This window comes from Candidatus Bathyarchaeota archaeon (genome assembly GCA_026014735.1).
In the GTDB taxonomy this organism is placed as follows: Archaea; Thermoproteota; Bathyarchaeia; order Bathyarchaeales; family Bathycorpusculaceae; genus Bathycorpusculum.
On sequence record JAOZHT010000002.1, the window covers coordinates 141,916 to 165,598 of the forward strand.

At 40.2% G+C, this 23,683-nt stretch carries 32 protein-coding genes and 1 tRNA gene; 18 read left to right on the plus strand and 15 right to left on the minus strand.

Annotation, left to right across the window (positions count from 1 at the left end):
* Nucleotides 1-88: 88 nt before the first annotated feature.
* From NWE93_06585 to NWE93_06595, 3 genes are all read left to right on the plus strand, one after another.
* Nucleotides 89-589: a YkgJ family cysteine cluster protein gene (locus tag NWE93_06585; protein ID MCW3999887.1), complete on the plus strand. Its 501-nt coding sequence runs from the start codon at nt 89-91 to the stop codon at nt 587-589.
* A 181-nt stretch (nt 590-770) separates the two neighbouring features.
* Entirely contained in the window at nt 771-965 is a 195-nt protein-coding gene (locus NWE93_06590; GenBank protein MCW3999888.1) for a hypothetical protein, read from the plus strand.
* Nucleotides 966-1,029: 64 nt separating this feature from the next.
* Entirely contained in the window at nt 1,030-1,242 is a 213-nt protein-coding gene (locus NWE93_06595; GenBank protein MCW3999889.1) for a YwbE family protein, read from the plus strand.
* Between the two features lie 26 nt (nt 1,243-1,268).
* On the opposite strand, the gene NWE93_06600 is transcribed toward NWE93_06595, so the two are convergent.
* Nucleotides 1,269-1,523, minus strand: a complete 255-nt coding sequence (locus NWE93_06600) for a hypothetical protein (protein ID MCW3999890.1) — start codon at nt 1,521-1,523, stop codon at nt 1,269-1,271.
* A 282-nt stretch (nt 1,524-1,805) separates the two neighbouring features.
* Nucleotides 1,806-2,135: a PadR family transcriptional regulator gene (locus tag NWE93_06605; protein MCW3999891.1), complete on the minus strand. Its 330-nt coding sequence runs from the start codon at nt 2,133-2,135 to the stop codon at nt 1,806-1,808.
* A gap of 134 nt (nt 2,136-2,269) precedes the next feature.
* On the opposite strand from NWE93_06605, the gene NWE93_06610 reads away from it, so the two are divergent.
* A complete protein-coding gene (locus NWE93_06610; protein ID MCW3999892.1) occupies nt 2,270-2,431 on the plus strand; it encodes a hypothetical protein in 162 nt (53 codons plus the stop codon).
* Between the two features lie 135 nt (nt 2,432-2,566).
* Here NWE93_06610 and NWE93_06615 read toward each other — a convergent pair whose 3' ends face one another.
* Entirely contained in the window at nt 2,567-2,971 is a 405-nt protein-coding gene (locus NWE93_06615; protein MCW3999893.1) for a type II toxin-antitoxin system VapC family toxin, read from the minus strand.
* On the minus strand, nt 2,968-3,204 hold the full coding sequence (locus NWE93_06620) for a hypothetical protein (protein MCW3999894.1): 237 nt from the start codon (nt 3,202-3,204) through the stop codon (nt 2,968-2,970). Before NWE93_06620 ends, NWE93_06615 begins: the two co-directional genes overlap by 4 nt.
* Nucleotides 3,205-3,288: 84 nt before the next feature.
* Between NWE93_06620 and NWE93_06625 the strand changes: the two genes are divergently transcribed.
* Nucleotides 3,289-4,149, plus strand: coding sequence for an integrase (locus NWE93_06625; GenBank protein MCW3999895.1), 861 nt, complete (start codon nt 3,289-3,291; stop codon nt 4,147-4,149).
* 233 nt (nt 4,150-4,382) lie between these two features.
* Here NWE93_06625 and NWE93_06630 read toward each other — a convergent pair whose 3' ends face one another.
* The 6 genes from NWE93_06630 to NWE93_06655 form a co-directional block, all read right to left on the minus strand.
* Complete coding sequence (locus NWE93_06630; GenBank protein ID MCW3999896.1) at nt 4,383-4,967, minus strand: hypothetical protein; 585 nt, start codon at nt 4,965-4,967, stop codon at nt 4,383-4,385.
* 89 nt (nt 4,968-5,056) lie between these two features.
* Nucleotides 5,057-5,509, minus strand: coding sequence for a hypothetical protein (locus tag NWE93_06635; protein ID MCW3999897.1), 453 nt, complete (start codon nt 5,507-5,509; stop codon nt 5,057-5,059).
* A 104-nt stretch (nt 5,510-5,613) separates the two neighbouring features.
* Nucleotides 5,614-5,901 (minus strand): hypothetical protein, encoded by a 288-nt coding sequence (locus NWE93_06640; protein ID MCW3999898.1) that lies wholly within the window; start codon nt 5,899-5,901, stop codon nt 5,614-5,616.
* A 72-nt stretch (nt 5,902-5,973) separates the two neighbouring features.
* On the minus strand, nt 5,974-6,324 hold the full coding sequence (locus NWE93_06645) for a hypothetical protein (GenBank protein MCW3999899.1): 351 nt from the start codon (nt 6,322-6,324) through the stop codon (nt 5,974-5,976).
* A gap of 198 nt (nt 6,325-6,522) precedes the next feature.
* Nucleotides 6,523-6,807 (minus strand): hypothetical protein, encoded by a 285-nt coding sequence (locus NWE93_06650; protein MCW3999900.1) that lies wholly within the window; start codon nt 6,805-6,807, stop codon nt 6,523-6,525.
* Between the two features lie 134 nt (nt 6,808-6,941).
* Entirely contained in the window at nt 6,942-8,216 is a 1,275-nt protein-coding gene (locus NWE93_06655; protein MCW3999901.1) for a hypothetical protein, read from the minus strand.
* Between the two features lie 88 nt (nt 8,217-8,304).
* Here NWE93_06655 and NWE93_06660 point away from each other — a divergent pair, with 88 nt between their 5' ends.
* The 8 genes from NWE93_06660 (at nt 8,305) to NWE93_06695 (ending at nt 15,926) form a co-directional block, all read left to right on the plus strand.
* Nucleotides 8,305-9,078, plus strand: a complete 774-nt coding sequence (locus NWE93_06660; protein MCW3999902.1) for a hypothetical protein — start codon at nt 8,305-8,307, stop codon at nt 9,076-9,078.
* Between the two features lie 201 nt (nt 9,079-9,279).
* Complete coding sequence (locus NWE93_06665) at nt 9,280-9,432, plus strand: hypothetical protein (protein ID MCW3999903.1); 153 nt, start codon at nt 9,280-9,282, stop codon at nt 9,430-9,432.
* Between the two features lie 77 nt (nt 9,433-9,509).
* Complete coding sequence (locus tag NWE93_06670) at nt 9,510-10,205, plus strand: zinc ribbon domain-containing protein (GenBank protein MCW3999904.1); 696 nt, start codon at nt 9,510-9,512, stop codon at nt 10,203-10,205.
* Nucleotides 10,206-10,265: 60 nt separating this feature from the next.
* Nucleotides 10,266-11,132, plus strand: a complete 867-nt coding sequence (locus tag NWE93_06675; protein MCW3999905.1) for a GIY-YIG nuclease family protein — start codon at nt 10,266-10,268, stop codon at nt 11,130-11,132.
* A gap of 144 nt (nt 11,133-11,276) precedes the next feature.
* Nucleotides 11,277-11,747 carry a hypothetical protein gene (locus tag NWE93_06680; GenBank protein MCW3999906.1) on the plus strand — a complete coding sequence of 157 codons (471 nt, stop codon included), beginning with the start codon at nt 11,277-11,279 and terminating at the stop codon, nt 11,745-11,747.
* Entirely contained in the window at nt 11,744-14,107 is a 2,364-nt protein-coding gene (locus NWE93_06685) for a hypothetical protein (protein MCW3999907.1), read from the plus strand. Before NWE93_06680 ends, NWE93_06685 begins: the two co-directional genes overlap by 4 nt.
* 27 nt (nt 14,108-14,134) lie before the next feature.
* Nucleotides 14,135-14,512, plus strand: coding sequence for a hypothetical protein (locus tag NWE93_06690; GenBank protein ID MCW3999908.1), 378 nt, complete (start codon nt 14,135-14,137; stop codon nt 14,510-14,512).
* Nucleotides 14,513-15,020: 508 nt separating this feature from the next.
* On the plus strand, nt 15,021-15,926 hold the full coding sequence (locus NWE93_06695) for a hypothetical protein (GenBank protein MCW3999909.1): 906 nt from the start codon (nt 15,021-15,023) through the stop codon (nt 15,924-15,926).
* Nucleotides 15,927-16,232: 306 nt separating this feature from the next.
* Here NWE93_06695 and NWE93_06700 read toward each other — a convergent pair whose 3' ends face one another.
* The gene (locus NWE93_06700; protein ID MCW3999910.1) at nt 16,233-17,084 is read right to left on the minus strand and encodes a hypothetical protein; all 852 of its coding nucleotides are present in this window, start codon (nt 17,082-17,084) and stop codon (nt 16,233-16,235) included.
* Nucleotides 17,085-17,438: 354 nt separating this feature from the next.
* On the opposite strand from NWE93_06700, the gene NWE93_06705 reads away from it, so the two are divergent.
* Together NWE93_06705 and NWE93_06710 are read left to right on the plus strand one after the other, a co-directional pair.
* A complete protein-coding gene (locus NWE93_06705; protein MCW3999911.1) occupies nt 17,439-17,648 on the plus strand; it encodes a hypothetical protein in 210 nt (69 codons plus the stop codon).
* 369 nt (nt 17,649-18,017) lie between these two features.
* Entirely contained in the window at nt 18,018-18,836 is an 819-nt protein-coding gene (locus NWE93_06710) for a toll/interleukin-1 receptor domain-containing protein (GenBank protein ID MCW3999912.1), read from the plus strand.
* 227 nt (nt 18,837-19,063) lie between these two features.
* Here NWE93_06710 and NWE93_06715 read toward each other — a convergent pair.
* Nucleotides 19,064-19,141, minus strand: a tRNA-Pro gene (locus NWE93_06715).
* A gap of 139 nt (nt 19,142-19,280) precedes the next feature.
* Between NWE93_06715 and NWE93_06720 the strand changes: the two genes are divergently transcribed.
* The 3 genes from NWE93_06720 (at nt 19,281) to NWE93_06730 (ending at nt 21,861) form a co-directional block, all read left to right on the plus strand.
* Nucleotides 19,281-20,132, plus strand: coding sequence for a polysaccharide deacetylase family protein (locus tag NWE93_06720; GenBank protein MCW3999913.1), 852 nt, complete (start codon nt 19,281-19,283; stop codon nt 20,130-20,132).
* A gap of 162 nt (nt 20,133-20,294) precedes the next feature.
* Nucleotides 20,295-20,594 carry a hypothetical protein gene (locus NWE93_06725; protein MCW3999914.1) on the plus strand — a complete coding sequence of 100 codons (300 nt, stop codon included), beginning with the start codon at nt 20,295-20,297 and terminating at the stop codon, nt 20,592-20,594.
* 82 nt (nt 20,595-20,676) lie between these two features.
* Nucleotides 20,677-21,861 carry an ACT domain-containing protein gene (locus NWE93_06730; GenBank protein ID MCW3999915.1) on the plus strand — a complete coding sequence of 395 codons (1,185 nt, stop codon included), beginning with the start codon at nt 20,677-20,679 and terminating at the stop codon, nt 21,859-21,861.
* A gap of 21 nt (nt 21,862-21,882) precedes the next feature.
* Here the strand turns inward: NWE93_06730 and NWE93_06735 are convergent, their stop codons facing one another.
* From NWE93_06735 to NWE93_06745, 3 genes are all read right to left on the minus strand, one after another.
* The gene (locus NWE93_06735) at nt 21,883-22,554 is read right to left on the minus strand and encodes an NAD(P)H-dependent oxidoreductase (protein MCW3999916.1); all 672 of its coding nucleotides are present in this window, start codon (nt 22,552-22,554) and stop codon (nt 21,883-21,885) included.
* Nucleotides 22,551-23,123: an NAD(P)H-dependent oxidoreductase gene (locus NWE93_06740; GenBank protein ID MCW3999917.1), complete on the minus strand. Its 573-nt coding sequence runs from the start codon at nt 23,121-23,123 to the stop codon at nt 22,551-22,553. Before NWE93_06740 ends, NWE93_06735 begins: the two co-directional genes overlap by 4 nt.
* A gap of 328 nt (nt 23,124-23,451) precedes the next feature.
* Nucleotides 23,452-23,673 (minus strand): hypothetical protein, encoded by a 222-nt coding sequence (locus NWE93_06745; protein ID MCW3999918.1) that lies wholly within the window; start codon nt 23,671-23,673, stop codon nt 23,452-23,454.
* Between the last annotated feature and the right edge of the window lie 10 nt (nt 23,674-23,683).

Sequence of the window (23,683 nt, forward strand, 5' to 3'; positions counted from 1 at the left end):
AATTTGGCTAATGTGATTTAACCTGAAGCTGAACTGAAAACTTTAACATTTACTCTGGTTCACTACCTGTTCATACATAGGGTTACTCATGCATTTAGAAAACGTTGTTTTCCCACATTCGGTGGGCTTTCATTGTAGGAGCTGTGGGGTTTGTTGTAGAGACAAGCCACCTGACATAAATTTAAAAGAACAACATAGGATCGAAGCAAAAGGCTTCGTGGACTTCATGGAATCCCCCAGCGATCCACGTAACCGCAATATTCGCCGAAAACAAGATGGCAGCTGCTTTTTCTTTACCGAAAAAAACACCTGCAAAATCCATGATGTCAAACCAGCCATATGCATGTTGGAACCATTCATCATAACAGGTTTTGATCCGAGAACAAAAAGGATTTTTCTGGGCTTAAATCCTTTGGCTATTAAAAACTGCAAAGGCCTCTCCAAGGGCGAAATGGTTGCGCCGGAAGAAATTGCCGAAACCGCCCATGCTATCGTTGAAGAATGTTTGGAAATAGTCGCCTCGAAAACGGGGCTTCCAGTTACCGATATGAGAGTTGCCTCTTTGACAAGCAAACTGCTCCATGGTTGATGCAGCGAAAATTATTTGAGTTACCCTGTTGTGGCAGCGCAGCGCCGAGAAAGTGCAAAGGACGGTACCAAAAGAAGGCTTAAACCTTAAAATGACCAAGCCAACATGCCAACGAACAAAATAAACAAAAAAACAACGCAAACTTCTATAAGCTACCTAACGGGCTTTGAAGGAGGAGAGATTGAATACGAACCGCGAAAATTACAAAGTAGATAGAAATAAGCCAAAACCAAACAGAGGCAGTAGCAAATCCAAAAAGCAAATGCTTGCAAAGCCTATAATAGCAAATTCCAATGCAACGCCAAAACTACGTGAAGTCTACTCGTCAAAACGTGAATGGGCAACTAAGATACTTCCCAAAGTAAAAGAGCAGTAGAAGCCCTTTAAGGGCAAAATAGGAGCACCACACGTTTTTTAATTTAACTTGGCAGGTCAACTGAGTGCAACCCAACCAGCAAAGAAGCAACATAAAAGCAGGCGTCCACGTAAGAATTGTTTTGAAGCAGGACCAGAAAAGCGGTAAATTAACCGACGGCATCGTTAAAACCGTCCTCACCAACAGCCCAACGCATCCTCATGGAATTAAGGTGCGATTAACCGATGGCAAAGTCGGCAGAGTACAAACAGTAGTCGGCGGCAAAGCCAACACTTAAGGCGAGAAATAAGTACCTATTGGCTTCTAAAGTCTTTGGCGTGTTGGTTTTTTGTGAATTTCATTAGATTGATTTCTTGGTAACGCTGGTTTTGCTTCGTTGTTTAGAAGTTGCTTTAGATGCCAGACTGTTACATCTCGGTCATTGGGTTGCTGACTTATCCATTGTTCACGGTATTCTCGGAATTGCTTTCCTGTAATTTTGCCTTTTGATTGCAACTCACTGAGCAGTCTTAAGAACTCTCTGAGTTTTATTTGCTCATCAGTTTCTACGCTAGTCATTTTTCTCTCTTCTTCCTTTGGTTGCTGCATTCTCCATTTTGCAGTGATAGGTATCTTATAGGAAACCAGTAAAAAATGTTATTCGGTTTCTTGAGCAGTCTTATGGAGGATTGCAAGGGATTTTAGGGATTTCAGTAAGAAGGGTTCAACGTAAAAAACATAGTAAATGTTTCTTTTAAGGATTAAATGGTGAGGCTTCCCGGATTTGAACCGGAATCTATAGAGGCTCAGTCTTAGAACCACGATATCAATTCAGCTTTCTGTATAAAGAGAGGGCGCAAGCTAAGATTCAGTAGTTTCCTGCTCTGAACACTTCATTCGGCAACAAGTTTTCATGTCGTCAATGTCATAGAACGTGTTGATGAACGAGTCAAGGTGTGCTTCGAGTGTTTTTTGGCCTTTTTCTGTTAGCGAGTAGCGTTTGTCTTTGTCTATCCTGAGGATGCTTGTTTCGTTGAGGTGTTTTAGGACCGGGTATATTGTTCCGGGGCTGGGTTTTCTTCCCCGCCTTTTTTCTAGTTCGATTGCGATTTGGGCTCCTGTCATCGGTTTTTTGTTTACCATCCAGAGTATGAGGAATGAGAGGAATCCTTTGGAGGCGTGTCCGTTCATGGGTTAGGTTATGTTGGTTTACCGATATTAAATGTTCTGCGCCAAGTATCGGATTTGCGATATGCTTATATTGTCATTACCATTATCGTATTTACGATATCGGAGAACCGATATTATTTCGGAGGTGAAAACGAATGTACGACAACGAAGAAATGCCCTGCTGCGGCCACATGCACGGTCACCACCCAAGAATGTTCCTGACAAAAGAAGAAAGAATCGAGCATCTAACAAAATACAAAGAATGGCTCCAAAACGAAACAAAAGGAGTAGACGAAGCCATCGCAAACCTGAAATAAGCATAACCAAATCTGCTAACCTAACTTCTTTTTTCTATTTTAGAACAAATATTGCTTGCAGATGAAAGGCCTTAGAAAATGTAAATGGGGCCTCCCGGAACTTGAACCGGCGCCTATAGAGCACAAGTGCTTAAATTAAGGTAGTTTATGGAAACCCGCCTGTTCAAAGTGACTATCAAGGGTAAAAGCTTCAGTAATTGCAAGGTCCGCCATTAAGGCAAAACTCGTACAGTCAGTGAAACTCCATTTTGATTCCGACGTCTTCCTAAAGATGCTAAGTGCTTTATCGAATAAACTCTCGCTTACCCAAAAGATTCGCACGCTTTTGCTTTTTCTTATTTTATCGATGAACTCTAAAGCTGCGGGGAGCCCCTTTCTGGATTGCAGAAGCGTAAGGGTTTCATCAAGCACATAATCGGTTGTTATGGCGACTCCATGCTGCCCAGTTGCTATATCGGATAGGAATTTTCTGGCATTTCTGTGGTTGATTTCATCTTCAACTTCCAGAGCATACCATGCGCTTGTGTCAACAAAAATCATGCGCTTTCACTGTAGAGGTATTTGTCGTGTTCTGAGGCGATGTTTTCTTGTTTTCCGCTTTGCTTGGCGCTTGGGGGCTGGGTGAAGATGGGGTCATGGGGGTCTATGCAGCCTTCCACGGTGTTTCTGATTGCTTCTCTGAGGATTTCTTTGATGGTTTTAGAGTTTTTTCTGGCGTACTCTTCTAGCAGCTTGTGTTCGGTTTCCGTTAGGGTTGTTTGAACAACGCGCATGTAACATTCCACATGTAACATGTAGAATGAAAAGACATAAACTTTACTGACAAACCCAAACGAATCGACAAACAAGAAATAGAAATGGTGGGGCCTCCCGGATTTGAACCGGAGTCTATAGAGCCCAAGTCGCTTTGCTGGGAAGAATACAAACAGTACCTTCTATCCAAATACTCCAAAGGCTACGCAATCTCACTCTTTGAACACTCCAAAAAATACATCCATCTACTAGACAATGTCAACGGTATTCAACTTGCAAAGCCCACAGCGAGAAACAACATAATCAACGGCCTAACAGCGCTCAGCAAATACACCGGTACCTACGAGCTATTCATCAAAAGAATGAAGACTCACGGAATAAAACGAGTTAAAGCCGACCCAATCCAAGCTTTCAATCGAATCTTCAACAGCAACGCACACGAAGGCTTAATCGAATGGTACAACAAAGCACAAACCAAACTATACGATAACGAAAAACTGTACCTGCGCTTTGTTATGCTAAGCGGCACAAGAGCTATGGAAGCGGCTAATGCGTTCAACCTCATCGTAGAGTTGGGCAGCAAATACACAAGCGAATACTACAATGAAGAAACAGGGTTCTTGGAGCATTTTCGGTATCCCAAGCTCTTCATGCGGGATAGCAAAAACCTCTACATAAGCGCAGTACCAAAAGAGCTGATAGAGGAGATTTCAAAGTCAAGCAAGGTATCATACATTGCCATTGATAAGAGGCTGGATCGCTCCGGGATGAGAATGCGAGTAAAACAACTGCGTTCTTACTATGCAACAAAGATGCGAGAGAACGGCTTGCTAGCAGAACAAATTGATTTAGTTCAAGGCAGAGTAGGCAAAAGCATATTTTTGCAGCATTATTTTAAGCAAAATGCGCGTGAACTAGGCGCGAGAATTCTAGAACTCTTGAATTTAAATAATCACTTACTTTAGGTGTCATACATGCACTTGATGCTATTGAAAGTACTATTGAAAATCACCAAACCAAGAGATTACTTAGAAGACACATTTTAAGCATAGAAGATCAAAGAGGTTGATCTATCGTAAGGAAGAATATCTCCGTCGATCTTTATTAGACATTACTGGCGCCCTCTCTTTTATGGAACTCAGGGATCGAACGCTACAAGTAGTAACAAATCTATAATTCAAAGGCACTGCCTGATTGATCACCTTGTATCTAAATAGTTGATTGTTTTACATGATTTGACCTTCAGTGCTTCCGCCTTACGATAGAGTGCTCTTGCAAGCGGACGAACCGGAATGCCGTTTTTCTTACAGCAATCAATAATAAAATTGCTATCCACTGGGACGTTATATTGATTGAACAAGTGTCTTATTCGTACATCAATTGGAAACGCATCAAGTCTTACTATATCTCTAATCCAACAGTCAACAATTTTTTCCGCTTCGGTCTCAACAATACCTTGTAACAAGTTCCGCGAATTCTCATACCCCGATATCTTAAGTTGTTCAACGAAAGCCTCTGTACTAAGCGAATTCTTGGTTAGATATGCTACCAGCTTGTTTAGCCATTTTTTCTGCCAAGGTAATGGATATACCGTCTCAAGTCTTACAATTTCATTTGATTCATATGAACAAAGCACTTTGCCCATCGAGTCGTATAACTGTTTAACCTCCTTCCAAACAGCTAACTGACGGCTCTCACGCCATCCTGCCCAGCATAGAACATAAAGAAAATACTCGTCGTTTGAATAGCCAGAACACCATTCTTTATCGGTATACTCATCCAAGTTGGCTATTTTCTTAAGGTCGCTAACCAAACAAAGAAAGTTTGAACAGTCCAAAGTATATTCCTTCTATTTTGTGTTCTTTCAAGTTATTAATAAATCCTTAATCCCTTGCGCATATCCGTAGGACACAACCGTTTTTTATTTTCAAACAAACTCTTATATTTATTCGCTCCAAACATCCATGCTTCCTGTATCTTGTAGTTACGGTCATATAGAATCCAAATAAGCTTATCCCAAGCAAAATTCTGTGCTTTACCAACAAGCGTAACTACGCTACCCGCCTTGCCGCTTGGTCTGTTGGCTTTCACCTGATACCTATCATTACCAATGCAAAAATCGCATCCCTTAGTTACAGCGGTGTCTTCATTTTTTCTACCTAAGCCTATTCGCAGGCTTGTGTTAACTAGTTTTGCGGCATCGTATTCAGCAATATCAGCAGTTATTCTTGGTGCGACTGAAAATCTTCTTTCCCATTCTAATGCTACTTGAACCAACATATCTCGTAATTGGTCATCTTCAACGTCTATTCGGGTAATCTGCATAGACATCCTCCTCATGCTTTTAGCGGTTTATATCCAATTGTTTGCTTTGTCATAAATTATTTGGAATTCAGTTTCAACAGGTTAAGTCAAGCCCTTGTCCTCAGTTATTGGATGAATTTTAAGTCACGAAGTATCGCCCACGCATAAGCTGGACGCTCATCGTAAACCAGCTGCTTATAATCCGAAGGCCCACCGATAATTGCACCTTGACTGATCAATCTGACTGCTTTCTCTAAATGGACTCGACTAACAGATTGCTCACCGCAAGGAAGATCAATGTAGAGTGCACTTTCAGTGATTCTGCAAACTCTAAAGGGCTTTCTGTTTTTAGTATAGCTAACAGGTTTGCTATAATAGCGATCTTTAACCTGCTTCCAATCAAACGTTTCCATTATCAAGTCACTTATCGGTAACTAATGTATCGGTTGTTAAATAAAATTTAGGAATGTATTCGCTATAGGCAATCAATTGTTCAATGTAAGGGACTTTTGGGTCACCCAACAATCAACTACTTTTGTGTACATGCCAATTCTCTGGCCCGCAACGCCAAAGCTGTTGAAATACAAGCCCCAGTCAGTAGAATAACACCTTGAGCACTCCTTTACTTCGCCATCACTTTTTCTCTTAAAGAAGACCAAGACTGCCACATCTTCAGAGCAGCCAACTCTTCTAGCATGCTTTGCCCGTGCAACAAAGGACTTCTTGCCTTCCTCTGTCTCTAAATCAACACCAGTACCAACTTTCCATAAGATAGTCCAGACAGTCTGGAAGTCATTTTCTAATTCAACAACTCTTTCGATTCTTGTCTTTTCCATACAGGACACCTGTATAGGGGGACACAACGGCTAGTAATAAAGAGGGACATATCCCAAAACTCTAGATACAACAACATAGGCAGCCAGAAAAAAGAGAAGCTGTCCTTCAGTGTAGAGCTCTATTCCAATAGAGATGTATCTAACGAGTGTTGATAATAGAGAGGTCTATCTAGAATTAATTCTAGAAATAAAGGGTCATTAAGGGTCTTTTTTAGGCCTCAATGGTTTGCTTCTAATAGTGTAGTCTGGGTGAGTTATTGTACCATTTGCTTCAGCTATATTTCTGGCAGCTATGGCTAATCTACCTTGTTCGCGCTGCCATTTTCGGATGCATTGAATGTTATATGGAAGAAGGGCCTCTTCTCCGAATTCACGTTTGATTTGAGCTTGTTCCTTTAATACGTCCCACTGCGTGGTCAAGTCAATGTATTCCCCAGTTTCATTCATTTCTTGCTTAATGGCCTGCCTTATTCTTCTCTTCATGATAACCCAACCGAGACCCTAAATTCTAACTTTCTAAGTTTAAGAAAAATTAAAATAATTGAGAGGAGGGAGATTTCTAAAATATATTATTTTAAAAATTATTAACTTAGCAAGCAAACAATAAACCTCTATGATCAATCCTTCTTCCTATACCAACCAAACTTTGGACTGTCTAAATCGCCTTTATCGAGCAGTTTCTTCAAGGCATTGCTAACAGTGGCTGTACAGGCTTCACTTCGAGGTTCCACATAAGTATCGATCTCTTTTCTGCTATGTTCTTTTCCATCTGCGAGGAACTCGAGAATCAATGCCTGAACCTTGTTTATCGGCCTTTGACACTTTAAGGCTGGTTTGGAATAATCAAGGGTAAACAACGGATTCAGCTTGGCTTCAACAAAATGCTCGATGTTATCCTTTATGAAATCTATGTCTGCCTGAGTATACTCAACTTTGTCAACATCCTTAAAGTCATTCTCAGTCAGGGTTCTAATCGCGGCATGTGCAGCCATCTCGCGGTACATGTCACCTTTGGTTCGAATATCCACGATGCTTGAGAAATTCGCTTTCTTATTTGGAAAATGATCTTCGATAACAGCAAACAAAGTGTCGATAAGATCTGAAGTTATTGCGTCGTTGGGTGTGTCAATGCTTTTAATTTTGGCTTTTTTAAGTTTAGTGTTAAAGTCCTTTAGTGTCGTATAAAGTGATGTTTCAGGGTGGTATGTCTTTTTTAGGTAAGCTTTTGCTTCAAGATCAGAAATTTCTTTTTGTATGACATGATGTCTGTAGAGGTATCCACTTGTAACCAGGTAGGTGTATGTACGATTATCAAGAGGTCTAGAACCTGCAAAGATTGTAACATTGGGCTTATGAATCAATTGACCTTTTTCTGGATCATAAAGCACGTGATGCTCAATTGCTTTTTGCAGTTCATCAAAAGCGATTTCACGTTTACTAAGTTTAAGAAGCTGACGCTCTGCTCTCTCGCCTTCAAGAACCTTATTCATCATATTAACTATCTCTGAACAATTCCTTCCAGCTACAAATGTTGCAAGTTCTGAAATGATTGCGATCTTTACATCAGAAAAAAGCGGGTACACTATTTGATTTTGGTCGTTGATGGTTCCAAACAAAGTCTCCGGCGAGTTAGAAGTAATACCAACAACTGGGACATCATCAGGTAAGCATTTCTCAAATTCAGCCAATATAGTACTTTTGTGGTAGCTCTGGGACCAATAAAGCAGTAAATTTTGGTTCATTCGGATTAATTGATTGTTAGCAAACCTAGGTAAAATTGAATTCACAAAGGCAAGTTCTAACTCTCCAAATGCTATTTTTCCAAGTTCTCCACCAATTGATTCACCTAATTGTTTGGCTATTTCAAGGGGGTTTAGTTTTGTTTCGATCATTTTTTACAACCGGAAACAGGATTGTAAGAAAAAATCTAAGAACCTTTAAACGTGAAAAAACCAAAAAGTGTGTTTAAAGGTAAGCGCTATGCCAAGAACAAAGGTCTCTGAAGATGACTTTATCGACCCTACTTATAAGACCTGGATAAGTAGCAAGGGTGCTAACAGAAAATTAATCAGGATATTGCGAGTAATCGTAAAGCAGCCATCAACATTTGAACAATTACATACTGAAACAAGGATAGCGGTTAGTGATCTTCACAAGTTAGTGGAAATAGCTGAAAAAAAGAAGTACATTAAAAGACAGATTCCATCCAAGCAGAGCAAACCCAGAGGCAGACCCATATGCTCAAAGCATCAAGAGCATATGGGAAAAAAGAAACACAAATTCGTCATAACAGGTAATGGTAGATGGTTAATGCGGCTTGACCCTGAATTAAGAGATAAGTGGGAAGAGATTCAAAGAAATTATCCAATCGATGTAGCACGAACAGTATTTGATAGTTATGCCAATCTAAAGTGTGGCATTAAGAAAAGCCAGAAATTAAGGCACTTTGAAGCTTTTGATCAAAACTATCAGTTATTGGACAATTATTTAGAGATGTTAGCGCTACGTCCTTTTCTTTTTACTAACAAGAACCAAGAAACTGAAGCAGTGGATTGTTATGATGAATTAGTTGATGTCATAGCTAACTATGTTCTACCCGAACACAAGGTTGATTATTATTTAGCCCTTGAAAACAGTTTGAATAAACTAAACAGAGAGATTGAAATGCACAAAATTCTATTGGATAAAATTAAAAGAATAACCGAAATAAAAGAACACATTGCTCAACAACAGGATAAAAAGTTCCTGACTTAGCTATTTTGCATATCTAACCTTCTAAATTATCAAGTATGGCATACCTGAGATTTATAATTTCTAAAATTCCAAATATTAACCAATTTCTAAAAAACGATTCGATTTAGAAATAGGAAATGAGTGTCGATCTATCGAGTCTTTGTTCTCTAGATATGACTCTAGTTAAATGTTAGATTTTAGTCTATATTCTAGTGAAAAGTTATGTTTGATAAAGAACTTGAAGAAAAATTAAAAAATGAAAATTTAGAACGATGTAAAAATTGTTTAAAGTTCTTAACTTGTAGTGTTTTGAATAAAGAAGAGATTGTTGAGTGTGATGATTTTGAAGAAGTTCAAGAACAAACTTTTTTTTAATTTATAAAATTAATCGAAGAATTTAAAATATAAATCAAACAAATAACTAACCAAAATCAAACTTCAGGTAGAGCATAATGACAAGTACAGAGAATCTGCTCGGAATAATTCGAGATGTTATCTTAATTCAGGATGTCGCTACAAGGTATGATCTCTACTTTACTGACAAACGTATTGCTATAATTTGTTTGGGTGACTCAGGAAGAGTTGATCATAGGGCAGTTGCTCGGGGAGCTTTGACTATTGGGTTGGCATTAACTGCTGTCTCTATGGTAGATGAAAAGTTTAGGACGATTAAGCGGATCGATGAGGAAGAATTAGATGATTTGAACATCGATGAAATGCTGCGTCTTAGCAAAAAAAGCTGTTTTTGGACTTATGAGGAGATAGAAAAAGTAAAGTTAACTCTTACAAGTAAGCCAAAATTAATAATTCTAAGCGAGGAGTACGAATCAAAATTCGCTCCAAGTATTGACCAATATAATCAGCTCTACAATTTGCTGCCATCAATTGATATGCTTAAAAGCAAGCTTTCAATCGTCACACCGAAATCGAGAATTAATACACAAGGAATTAACACACAAACCTCTTTCTTCTGCAAGTATTGCGGATCTAAAAACGACTTAGACGCAATATTCTGCCAACGATGTGGCAAACAGATACAAGGAGCAAAAGCAGAAAGTCAATTACAAGAAATTACCTGTGCGTCTTGCGGTACCAAAAATCATGGATCTGCATTGTTCTGCAAAAAATGTGGAAAAAACCTGAATTGAAGCGATTGCTAAAATATTAATAACCTCACTGAACAATTAAAAAGATAAGGGCTATCTGATTTGAAGCTAGAACGTTCAGACGTTGATCACCCATTATGGCGGAAGAAAGTAGATTCATCGCTATTTAGACAAAATGGCACAACCATTCCACATTGGGCCTGTAGGATGTGGGAAATTCAAAATGACTTCTCAGAATGTACTTCAAGAACTAACCCAAATTCAACTGTAGAGGCAGAGTTCAAGGGAAAGCATTACAAAGGGTGGGTAACGATTGCAAAAGAAGGTAGAAAAACACCAGCCTACAGATTATGGTATGCTCCAAGCTTGTCCTTTGAATTAAAAGACGCATTCGTTATGAGTTTCGCAAGGGATATCGAAGCAAGATTAAGGAAAACCAAAAAATCAAGCGAAAAGGGCATCGAAGAGGAAATACCATTCTGGGAATTCTTAGACATCGAATATCAAAGAGAAGAAAAGCGATTCTATTTCCGGGCATACTATACCCAAAAACCAGTATTTACTGAATTATTCAAGCATTTGATAGAATCACCAGTACTCCACAAGATAGATGATGAACTGAAAGAAAAACCTCCATTTAGGATTTATAAGACTAAGTGGCGACCCAGGAGCGAATTGGAATTTGAATTGGGCGCTAATAATGTACTTTATTTCTTGATAGATACGAAGAACAAACTACTGTATGTTGGTGAAGCAGCTAGACTAATTGAAAGGTTAAGGCAAGAGCACCCATCTATCCCTAATTGGGATTATTTTAGGTACAATGTTCTACCGGATGAGCTATTCAATCATAGAGTAACATTGGAGAGAATGCTGATTAGAGATTATGCGTCATTAATTAACAATACTTCAGTTGAATCAATTGGTATATCCGATTTCAAGCTTGTTAACGATAAAATAGATGTTTAGGTAATTGTTCTTTTAAGAAGAGCTTTTCTTTTTTGCCTTATAATTAACGAATTACGGGGTTATTCTTGGTTATAAAGTGACTATCGTGCTTATAGCAAAGCTTATAAGCGCTTATATCCATATAAAAGGATATAAGGCGATTATATGCCGGAAGAAGTGCTAACAATAGTAAAAATACCTCTTTCGGAAATAGAGGAAAACATCAGGAACAAACATACATTACCATCTAAACTTGTTGAAGCTCGAATCGACGGAGAAAATCTCATCCTAAGTTTCTCTGAAGAACCAACATCCCAAGAGTTTGAAGTTGAGCAATCTTCTGTGAAAAAGATATTTTCTCAAAAAATGAGACGTTCTAGAAAAAAGAGAAATCGAATGAAAACAAGAGGATGGATAGTAGTGGCACGGTTTACTAATTCGAAAGGTCAACAGTGCTCCATTTACAAACCCTTTGTTGATGCATTAAACGACAGACAATTAAATGCTGATGAGCAAAGAAAAAAGGTTGAAACGATTCTTAGAGCTAACCGCAATAAACCTTCTGATGAATCTATTCGATATTTTTTGGATAATACACTCGAATATTTGAAGGGACATGAGCAAAATCAGCAGTGAGTGATCTTAGAAAATGGACAAATATTGGTATTCCTCACCTTAAAAGCATAAACTTTCAAAGTCTATGCATGAATCTTGCAAAAGCTGAATCGGAACAAGAAGTAATCGCCATTTTGAAAGATGTTGGGCTTTGGGATAGTGAAGAATTTTGGAGTAATTATGGAGGTACAGAAAATAATTTTTCAGTCATAGGTAATCAACAAAGTGCCCCTGACTCAGCACTTGTAGAGAAGCTCATAAACTCGGTGGACGCCCTTTTAATGAAAGAATGTTTGCGAAGAGGCATAAGTCCGGTTTCAGCCCAAGCGCCTAACAGTATAAATGAGGCAGTTCATCAATTCTTTAATGTTAGCCAAGGAAATCTCGCTAACATAAGTGTTGGTTCAAGGCGTGAACTGGCAAGAAACATTAGTTTTGTTGCTTCCGGTAAGAAAGATAAACCCTGTTATTCCATTGTTGATTTAGGGGAAGGTCAGACCCCGAATAAGATGCCATCAACGTTTCTATCACTAACCAAGTCAAATAAACTCAGAATACCCTTTGTTCAAGGAAAATTCAATATGGGCGGAACTGGTGTTTTCGCTTTTTCTGGTGAACATAACCTGCAACTAATCATTAGCAAAAGAGACATCGAAATTGCCAAGAAAGAGCTTGATGATGATTCAAGAGATTATTGGGGTTTCACTATTGTTCGGAGAGAAAATCCCAAGGGTGGAAGAAGAAGTTCTACGTACACTTTCTTAGCTATTGATGGAAAAATCCCAAAATTTCTAGCTGAAAGTTTGCCACTGCTTCCGTCAGAATATCCAAATCCACTAGGGTCACCATTGGAATCGGGATCATTCATAAAACTCTACGAATATAAAATGCCAGGTTTAAAAACCAACATTCTGCTCGATCCATATTACCGAATCAGTCTTCTATTAGCAAATATCGCATTACCGATTAGGTTCTTTGAGCGGAGAAAAGGATACTCGGGGCACACTTTAGAAGTAACAATGTCTGGGCTTGGTGTGAGATTATCCGATGACAAGCGACAGAACCTGGAAGACGGCTTTCCAAATTCAAGCTCAATATCAGTTAGCGGCCAAAAAATGACCTGCCAAATCTACGTATTCAAAAAAGGGCAATCACAGAATTACCGCAAAGATGAAGGAATTATCTTTACAATTAATGGTCAAACCCATGGACATATTTCCTCAGCTTTCTTTTCGAGAAATGCCGTTGGATTATCATACTTAGCAGACTCAATCCTGATAATTATTGATTGCTCTGCTTTTAGCGGGAGAATTAGAGAGGATTTATTCATGAATAGCCGGGACAGACTGCGAGAGAGTACTATTAAAGCCCAAATAGAAGAAAAACTCGAAGAGCTACTACATAATCACCCTGGTTTAAGAGCGCTTAAAGAAGAACGAAGAAAACAAGAGCTAGAAAACAAGCTAGAAGATTCAAAACCATTAAAAGAGGTACTCGAAGACATTCTAAGAAAGTCTCCCACATTGTCTGCGTTGCTAATCCCGGGAGTTAAACTCAAAGTTCCATTCAATTTCAAAAATGTGGGCCTGACTACATTAGATTTTAAAGGTAAAGATTGTCCAACTTACTTTAGAATACTTCAAGATACTATAAAACCTTGTAATATCAATAGAAGGTTTAGGGTTCAATTCGAAACCGATGCCAACAATGATTATTTTACTCGAGAAACCTGTCCGGGACAATTTGACATGTCAGTTCAGGGAACAGAATCCCCTGAATCAATTCTTAATCTTTGGAATGGTTTAGCCACTTTGACAGCAAGCCTACCAGAAAATTGTAAAGTGGACGATATTCTTAGTTATGCTTGCATTATTACGGACCTGAGCCAAATCAAACCATTTGAAAATTACTTTAAGGTCAAGGTGCTGAAAGAAGTTGAACTGAATCAAGGGGAGCAAGGGGAGCGAAAAGGTCCTCCCGCAACAAATGCGGGTAAAGACAGAACACTTCCTGAAGGATTAGCATTACCTCAAATTCGACCAGTTCGTCATGATGAATGGGGTAAGTTTGGTTTCGATGAAAACAGTGCTTTGCTTGCCAGGGATACAGGAGAACAAGGCTATGATTTCTATGTTAATTTAGATAATATACATCTTTTATCGGAAATCAAATCTAAGAGCAATGTCACAGCAAAACTTCTTGAAGATAAGTACAAATATGCACTGGTTCTGATCGGACTTGCTCTCCTACAGAATAATTCGAAGAATAAACACCGTGTTGATGAAAATGGCGATATCGTTCAAGAGATTGCTGAAATGACCAAAAAACTCTCGCCGATTATTTTACCGATGATCAGTTATTTAGGTGAATTAGAAGAATGAAAAACCTTGTAGAGGTGTGACAAGTGATTGGATGAAAAACATCAGCTGCTACAGTTGCTTAAAGACAAGTGGGAAAGGGGAGATTCCTCGCTACGCAGAATTTATCCATCATGGGAAGATTTGGAAAGTAATATAGAAATAAAATTGGCAGAAAACAGCCCAGATTATGCCACAAACAAAAAACACTGCCCCTATTGTGGCGTGATTTTGAACGTTAAGAAACCAATGGACGATCTCTTTCCTTACGACCAATGCAAATCATGCAAGCATTCATTTCACGTTAGCGCCAACTTGGATATCAGAAAATTAACCGATGAAGAAAATGAGAACATGCCCGCTGAATGGGTAAGGGTATTACACGCTTTGGACAAGAAGAAATTAGCGATAGTCTTCAAATTAGAATAATAAAAAAGTGTAATGGCTTACTAAATTTATTTTCTTTTCATGTGTAAAACTAAGCGGGTTTCAATTTGCCCTTCTTGATTGTGATATTGTCTTTTTCATCCTCAACATAAATAACAATATCGCCAATTTTTACATTGCACCTTTTCTGTACTTGCCTAATGACAGTAATCCTATTATTCGGTTATACTTTTGTGCTGCCTTAAGTTTTGCATTCAGTTAGGAATTAGATATCCATTCAGAAGTACAACAAAATTGCGCTCTATGAGACTTGACAGAAAGACTAGACTTTTTGCTTTAACTTCAAATTGCGTTTAGTTGTCCTTTCTTGATAATTACGTTGCCTTTTTCATCTTCAACAAAAATCATCAAGTCGCCTATTTTCACGTCGAGTTTCTTCTGTACTTGCTTAACAACGGTAATTCTATTGTTTGGTTGTACTTTGGTACTACCTAAGACCTTGTTCAAACAGTGAACCCATCAAGTAATGTTACATATCTGGTAAATAATAGTGAGTGGCAAATATGGTAAAATTGGTAAAATGCTAAAATGGCACAATTTAAATAATACAAGCCAGGTTAAGGATAACTCGATAAATATGATTAATCCAATTTCAAATAGAAACAAAATATTATCATTGGCAGAGGTAGATTCCCATGAAGAGCCTAATACTAAACAATCACACAAAAACCGCAACATTGCAATCGCTATCATTGCAGCCGCAATTCTGGCAATAACTGCAGTAGGATTCTTCATGAACGCAACAGCACTCACCTCAATACCAGAAGCAACACTTCAACTCCAATACGGTCAATACGACCAAGGCGACTTTGGCGCAACCACACAAACAGTTTTCTTAACTGACGAAAATAACAACGACTTCAAAATTCAGCCAGGACAACAATTCTGGATCACCTTCACCTTATCCGAGTCTTCCCTTTCAAGCGGAGACAATTCAATATCGGAAATAACAACTAATACACCCGGCTTTTCAGTAACCGGAACAGACCCTTCAACACCGATCACATTCTCACCAGGCGCTTCCCAAGAAATCAAAGTCTACCTTCAGTCACCCCAAACAGTGTACAATGGAGCAATTAACTTAATCCTTACAACCTCAGGAGGATCGCCCCCAGTAACACAAGTAAAAATCAAGGTTGATTATAACGGTGAGTGGTCAGGTGCCTACACTGATGTGAGTACACTTCAGAGCTGGAACGGAAATGGCGATTATTCGATCGTATTGGATAGACCAAATGATGGTACAATGTGGATTGTAACAGCTAATGCTATGAAGTTAGACGGTACAAGTAAGCCTTTGACAGTTTCAATACTGAAGATGGATGGCACAATCTTGAAGACATCAAGCACTAGTACAGCATATGGGATGGCACAAGTGACAACTACTATTTCATAGGCTCTTATTTTTCTATTTATAATTTTATATTATTAAAAAATCTTAGAAACTAATTAGCCCCTCTCCATAGGTGATAATGGCTTAACTGATTTTTTATTTATTCATTGGTTAGAAATTTAGAAATTATAACTATTGATTTTCTATTTTCAGCCAAAGATTCTAAAAAAAGTATGTGGGTAGTTTGCTACGCTGTCCGATTTACCCAAAACTCAATAATGGTTCACATTTCTTTTTTGCCATAAATATACTGATGGAGTAGTTACAGACAAGGACAAAACGCCAGATAATATGTAAATATTGTTAGATTCAAAAATTAAGTCTAATAATTACTTTGGCAGCTGTGTCTATCGACCTAAATGCAAGCTCTTCTGGATAAGGATAATTTCTCTGAATGTAGGCAGCTGCTTTTTTAGGCTTATTTATTATGTCATAAATCTTTCTCTCGTTTATTAAATCTTTAACAAGTTTTTCTGAGTATGACTTGACTATTTGGGCTTGAGCATCCAGAGTTGTTTTATGTACTGCCCATAGTAAATTTGGAAGCTCACCATAGTATTTCTCTTTATAGGTAAACAGTTTCTCGAAGGCTGAATTTAAGGCATCTTTTTGTTCTTTAACTTCATTAGCTATTTCTTCGTCGTTTTTTTTGGTAACTGAACTAACCCATTCTGTTAGCTCTTGACCTCTAAGGAACGAGTCCTCTCCATCCAGTAATTTATATAATGCGACCCATGAACTTGGATGAGCATTCATATTTCTCAAATTACACAGCGTTTTAAGTTCTGTAATTAGATCATTATCTAGGTCCAGTAACGTTTTTGACCTGTTTATGGAATCATAGAATGTCAAACCTCTTTTCGAAATTTTTTCTTTTTCTGTTGGACTCAACTTTTTATCCAACCTGACGAGCAATGCATATTCGACAGCGAAGGTAGAATTCAAGATACTGCTTTCAAAATAACCCCATATAAATTGGCGATAAGCTACCCATAACGGCATAAAGGGAAGACTCGATGGCCTCACAGTTTTTAATGAGGCTGTTTCTGGCAATATATCTAAAACATGCTTAATTCTTTTTGATCTTTTTATTACCATTTTTTGCTGTAATTTGGTCGGTTTTGGATTGACCTTCTTTAGTCCTGCCGTTCGTCTTAACACTATCAAGCACTCCTTCGACGGGTTTATTATGTTTAATTCGAATTAATGATATAGATATATTTAAAAAATCTAGGGCATAAAATAATGCATAAGTGGTGTCTTCGCTGAGAAATAAACTGATATACTTAGTATTCTGCATATTGCTTGCTGTTTTTCTTCTTTATGTTTTTATGCCAATAGTAAAAATGGTTGACCCGTTTCTTGGAGACACACAGCTTAACTTGGATACAAGTGCAGTGGGCATGGCCGCAATTCTATTAGTGACAAGTTTTGCACTAATTTTAGTTGAGAGATTACCACCTTCAAGCTTTTTATCCAAATTGAAGCTTTCACCCCAAAGCGTTGAAGCAGAATTTGAATCTCGAAGAAAAAGCAAAAAAGATACAGGAGCCTGTTACGCAAGAAGCAAAAGAAGAAGTTGAACAAATACGCCAAAGTGGTGATCCAAAGGTAGCTTTCTTTGAGCTTATAATAGAAATTGAAAAGAAACTACGATTTCTCGACAATAAGACTGACCTAAATCTTGGAAATATCGACCTACCAGTAGTATTGTTGATCGGTTAAGAGAAAACGGAGTAATAGACAGCAATCTTGCAGGTTTAACAAAAGAATTCTTGTATTTGCGTAATAAAACAATTCACGGCGAATTACTAATCACCGAGAAAAGTCTTAATGAAGCCATAAAAATCGGCGAAATTGTAGTTTCTAAACTTGAAGAAGCCTACGAAAAATAATTTTCGTAATTGAACAATAAACCCAGAATTTTATGACGGCTTCTTCTCTTCCCTAAAGAGCGTATATTTAGATGTTACTTTCCCCAGGTTTTATTCATCCTTAATAGCATCTGTCCGTTTTTTCTTGAACGATTCGCTCAAGCATAAACCGTTTATATCACTTAATACCAGTGCTGTCTAAAAGCGGTTAGTGTATATTATGCCGATGGTTAACGGATATAGCCATGAAATGGTAGTTATTATTTCTGAAGCGCTCAATTTTACTGAAGAGGTAATAAAAAAATACTATGAACAAAAGAAACAAACCGTGAATATTTCTCATCAAAATTTAATTGAAGCTGAAAGCGAAAAGGAAATTCAGTTGTTAGATAACGCAAGAGCAATTTTGAAAAGACTTGATGATTACAATATAACTACAATTGATGACCAGAATTTTCTCGCTTTTAAAACAGTTGTAAAAAGCGCGCTAGAGATCTATCATAATGATTTGTCAGATGCTAAAATGAAAACGGGATTAACGACTTTTGATTCTAAAATTAGTGAAGTTCAGGAAATAATTGATTTGGAATCTTTTAGGGAAATTTCTGATAAAAAATACATGAAATATCAGGCATTACCCGAAGCTGAATCTACAAAAGAAATTCAGGAGGTGTTTTTTAGCTACGCTACAGCAGATAAGGTCCTAGCTGGTAAGATAGCGGAAGAGTTAAGACAGAAAATCAATGTTTTTCTAGCTCATGATGATTTGGACATTTCTGATGAATGGAGAAAAGAAATTTTAGAGCACCTAACTAAGGACCATGTATTAATTTCCTTGCTAACCCCCAATTATGAAAAATCTGTTTGGTGCAATCAAGAGGCAGGCTTTATAATAGGTAAGAAAGGAAGGATTATACCGATAATTGTAGAAGGGGTAGACATTACGAAATTCGCGTTCATAGAGAGTTATCAAGGAGTTCATCTATGCGATGGTAATGTCAAAAAATGTGTTGATAAAGTTCTTGAATCCCTCCCATGAGCATACTTATAACATAGTTCTTCCCTTCGCCTGCCCTCGGGTGCGAATGCAAATGCCAACCAAGGGTAATGTTGTGTTATATCTCGACAAAGAACTAGTCGAAAAGTCGAAAGAACTAGGCTTCAATCTAAGTAAAACGTTTGAAAACCACTTAAAACAACTAACCACAGGGAAATCACCTTTATTACTGCAAAATAATGGAAATTTAAGCAATTTTAAGAATGAAGTGGTGGGGCCTCCCGGATTTGAACCGGAGTCTATAGAGCCCAAGTCTACAAGCCTGGACCAAGCTAGCCGAAGGCCCCACACTGTTGGTGCAACAAGTATTTCCGCTGCATCCATAAAAACCTTGTCAAGCCCAGAGCCCAAACCACGCGACCCCAAACCGCAGGCGCATGGAACCCGCGTTTCCTCCCGTAATTATGTGCTTTTAGAGGCGCTAGTTTGATTAATGATGCAGGCTGCATCTGGGGATGGGAGAGGGGCATCTTGAAGAACAAAGGAGTCATGGTTTTGGCGGGATTACTTATCAGCCTATTCGCGGCCACCATAGCAATCGACTATGACAACACGCCCCTCGCAGGGTTTTTTGCGCCGCCCATCCCCAAGCAAACCTACCAGCCCACCATCCCCTCAGCTGACGAGAAGGTGGTTTGTGTGGTGTTTGATGACGGCTGGAAAAGCCAGCTGGATGCGGTGCCGATTCTCCAAAATTATGGTTTCACTGCCACGTTTGCCATCGTGACCTCCTACACCAGCTACCCCGACTACATGAGCTGGAGCGACATCGCAAACATAGCACGCGGCGGCATGGACATCGCCAGCCACAGCGTCACCCACTGCGACCTCTCCAAAGTCAGCGCCGAGCAGCTTACAAGGGAACTTGCCGGCAGCCAGCAGACGCTGCGTTCCCGCGGCTACGCCGCCGACATCTTGGTGTATCCCTATGGCGGCGCTTCCGAGAACCAAACCGTCCGCGACGAGGTGACAAAATATTATTTGGCTGCGCGTGGCACCGTGGAGGGCAAATTCAACCTCGCAAGCCCCGACCGCTATAGCATAGCAAGCTACGATGTGTACCATGACGTGGATATGGAGGATTTCCAGCGCTACCTCGAGGGCACGGGGGGCGCATCCGTTACCGTCCTTTACTACCACCAAATCAGCGATGGAACCCAAGACACCGCAGTGTCGCTGGCGACATTCAAGACGCAGATGCAGTACCTGCATGACAACGGCTACAGGGCGGAATCGCTAAGTGCCCTGCTGCTAAAAACTGAGCCCCCAACCGCCTGACAAATTTACGCCGCCTTTACGGCTAAAAACTGGATTTGATGCAGGCCGTTGTTGGCTGCGCACCTAAAAAGCTGGAGCATCTACTCTTTTTCATAGGGCTTTTTTGGGTGTTTTTGATAAACATTAATTAGGTTACAAAATAGTTTGTTGGTTTAGATAGCTATGTCGCTGCCCTTAGACCCCTTGACTATGATGTTTTTCGCTGTCGCCATCGGTTTTGTCATCCTATTCATTCTGCTGCCAAGGTACGGCCCGCATTACACGTCGCGGCTCACCTGCCCCAGCTGCAAAAAAAACTTCAATTTCCACTGGATACCCGGCGCAACTATAACCTCACTCATCCGCCGTAACTACCGTGACCTAAAATGCCCCTACTGCCACAGGAAAGCAACCTACGACATAGGCGCCACAAGAACACGCACCCCAAAAGCTAAGCCGCAGAAAACAAAAGCAAAAGCATAAACCAGCATGCGCTTTATGCAGAGAACTTTTATTATCTAGCTGAGCCTTCACTGTTTTGAGTAAAATTCAAGGTGAACCTTGCATGAAGGTACTGTTAAACGATGGTTTAGAGAAAGAAGGCTTAGCTATATTCCAGCAAGCCGGCATAGAAACAGACACTAAAAAGCGTGACCCAGCCACTTTGGCAGCGGAAATCGGACAGTTCGACGCGCTCGTGGTGCGAAGCGCCACCAAAGTCACCCGCGAAATCATAGAGGCAGGCGCGAAGGGAAAACTCAAAATCATCGGACGAGCAGGCGTAGGATACGATAACATCGACGCAGCAGCCGCCTCGGAACATGGGGTGGTCGTAAAAATCGCTCCCTTCGGCAGCAGCAACGCCGTTGCGGAGTTAACCATCGGTTTGATGATTGCGGTTTCGCGCAACACCCCCCAAGCCCATCACTCCCTGAAAAACGGCATTTGGATAAAAAAGAAGCTTGAGGGGCGAGAACTCAACGGCAAAACTTTGGGTCTTATCGGCTGCGGCAGAATCGGCCAGAAAGTCGCGCAGATCGCTAAACTTGGCTTCAACATGGACGTCGTCGGCTTTGACATCAAACCCTGCCCGGAGAGCGGCATAAAGTTCCTTGCCACCAAAGATGAGGTTCTTGGGAAATCCGATTACATCAGCGTCCACACAGGCGGCAAAGAAGTCATCGTGGGCGCCAGAGAACTGGCACTTATGAAACCAACAGCCTACATCATAAACACCAGCCGCGGCAACAACATCGACCAGCAAGCCCTCTACTCAGCACTCAAAGACAGCAAAATCGGCGGGTACGCAACCGACGTCTATAAAGAAGAACCCAAAGCTGAAAACGACCCCTTCAACGATAAACTCAAAGAACTGGGCAACGTCGTGCTCAGCAGTCACCTAGGCGCATCAACCGTTGAAGCCCAGCGGGAAACCTCAACGGAGATGGCGCGGGTCCTCACAAGCTATCTGCTAGGCGGCGACTTCACTAACGCAGTAAACGCAGGCGAATCCATCGAGGTAGAAGAAAAAGAAATCTTTACGCTCTTCATCCATCACAAGGACGTTCCAGGAGTCTTCGCAAACATCGACAAAGTCCTCGCTGACAGCAACATAAACATCCGCGCCAACTACAGCCGCCAAATCAACCAAGGCTATGCAATCAGCGTGTATGTGCTACACCAGAAAGTCTCAGCTGAAACCGTTGCTAAAGTCCAGGCAGTACCCAACGTCTGCAGCGTCAAATTCTAAAAGTAGGGATTTTTTCCCTTTCTATTTAATTGGTCTATCTCGTAGCTTCTTCTGATTACCATATGGTTTAGCCATATTTTTCCAGCCCATATTAGCGATCCGAGTCATTATAAAGTTGGGCATGACTGGTTTCGCCATCAACTGCATGGCTTCTTCTGGTACAGTTGAGCCCTCTAAGAGGCTTTTTGCGGTTAAGTCCAACGATTTTTTAATGTTTTTTATCATTGGTGCTTTCTCGAGTGGCATGCCATTTATCATGGCTCCGGCGCCCATCGTTAATCCCCCAGCCCACTCATACCCCACTTCGTTAGCGAATTGTTTGCAGATTGCTATGGCGGTGGCGTTTTGTTTGGCATCTGGAAAACCGTTGTTGACGATTGCTAAAACTCGTGTATGTTTAGCTGCCGCGCCGTTTTTGCGGTCTTCAGCGATTTTCTCTAAGGCTAGAATTAAGCCTGCGGGGAGCGAGTCTACGTAGAGAGGAAACGCTAAAATTAAAATGTCGCTGTCAGCTACCTGTGATAGCATTTCTGCCTGTTTTTCTTTATTGTGTATCGCGGCTTGAGCATGGATTTTGCTGGTTTCGTATCCGCCGCTTTGCAGTTTGTCAAGTAGGTATGTGCCTAAAGAGTTGGAGCTGCTGTTAAAACCGTGTGGGCTACCTATGAACAGTAGCGCTTTTTTTGAATTCAAATTTTTACCTCCAAATTAGTAAGTAAGCCGCTGATTTTACCTTCAACAGTTGCTTGGTTGTCCGATTCGTATATTATTACCGTAGACTGTTTTGGTGCCTGCCAGTTAAGCGAATTGCGGTAGACGAGCGTTTTAAAGATGGCTTCGCTTTCCGGGTCAGGATGTGGCAAGACGCCGATTGCTGCCATACCATGCCTTTTATCGTACCGCTGGGGGTGATGAATTTCCCCTTTGTATTTTTCCATAAATGGCAGGATTGTGGGGATTTGGCGGTCAAGTACCTTTTTTAGTTCATATGGGTAACCGCCGAAAACGATTGGCGACACCTGTATGAGTAGGTCGGTTTGTGCTAGTTTGGATGCTATTTCTCTTGCGGGATCATCTATTACGCATATACCGGGTGTTTTAACCCAGCAGCCAAAGCAGCCTACACAGTCAGCCACTTTAAGGTCGCGCAGCTTATAGGCTGAAATGTTACCGACTTTTTGTAGAGCTGATAGTAATGTTTCGTTTGCTTCGTCAACTTTTCGGTCATTGATTCTTGCTCCGTTTAGCACTAGGACATCCAATTTAGCTACACTCTCAGAATTTTCCTGTTTGATGCAAGTTGTAGATAAAATTTTCGCCCCCACTATATCAGTAGATCAACGTGTTTGTTTTGTTCTGCTTGTGGGACTAGCCACAACCAGCCTGCAGTCGCCTAAACCCGCCGACGCCAAAACAGACGCCCCAGCCAAACCCACTGGTAGTTGTTGTGTAAAGGCGCCATGCCACAACAACAACTATAGAAAAAACAAACGAATACCAAATTTGATCTACTGAAATGCCAGGAGGGTTTAGGGCTAAAGGATAACTTAAGGAAGGCTAACTTCCTTTTGTTTTTTTCCGTAAGTTCACTTAGGCTTCTTTAATTTGTCTTTCCCTAAGCTCTTTTTGCTCCCGTAGCTTCTGGGTCGCTATGGTCATAAGCATGATGACTAGGAAGGATATGATGCCTATACCTATCTTGTAGGAGAGGTCAATGGGAGCATAGAAAAGCGCAAGCATAGATACCATCATCAAGGCCAAAACAAGCACTTCCTGCAAGCCATTGAAAACTTTAAAGCCGCCAAAACTCATCTTCATTCCA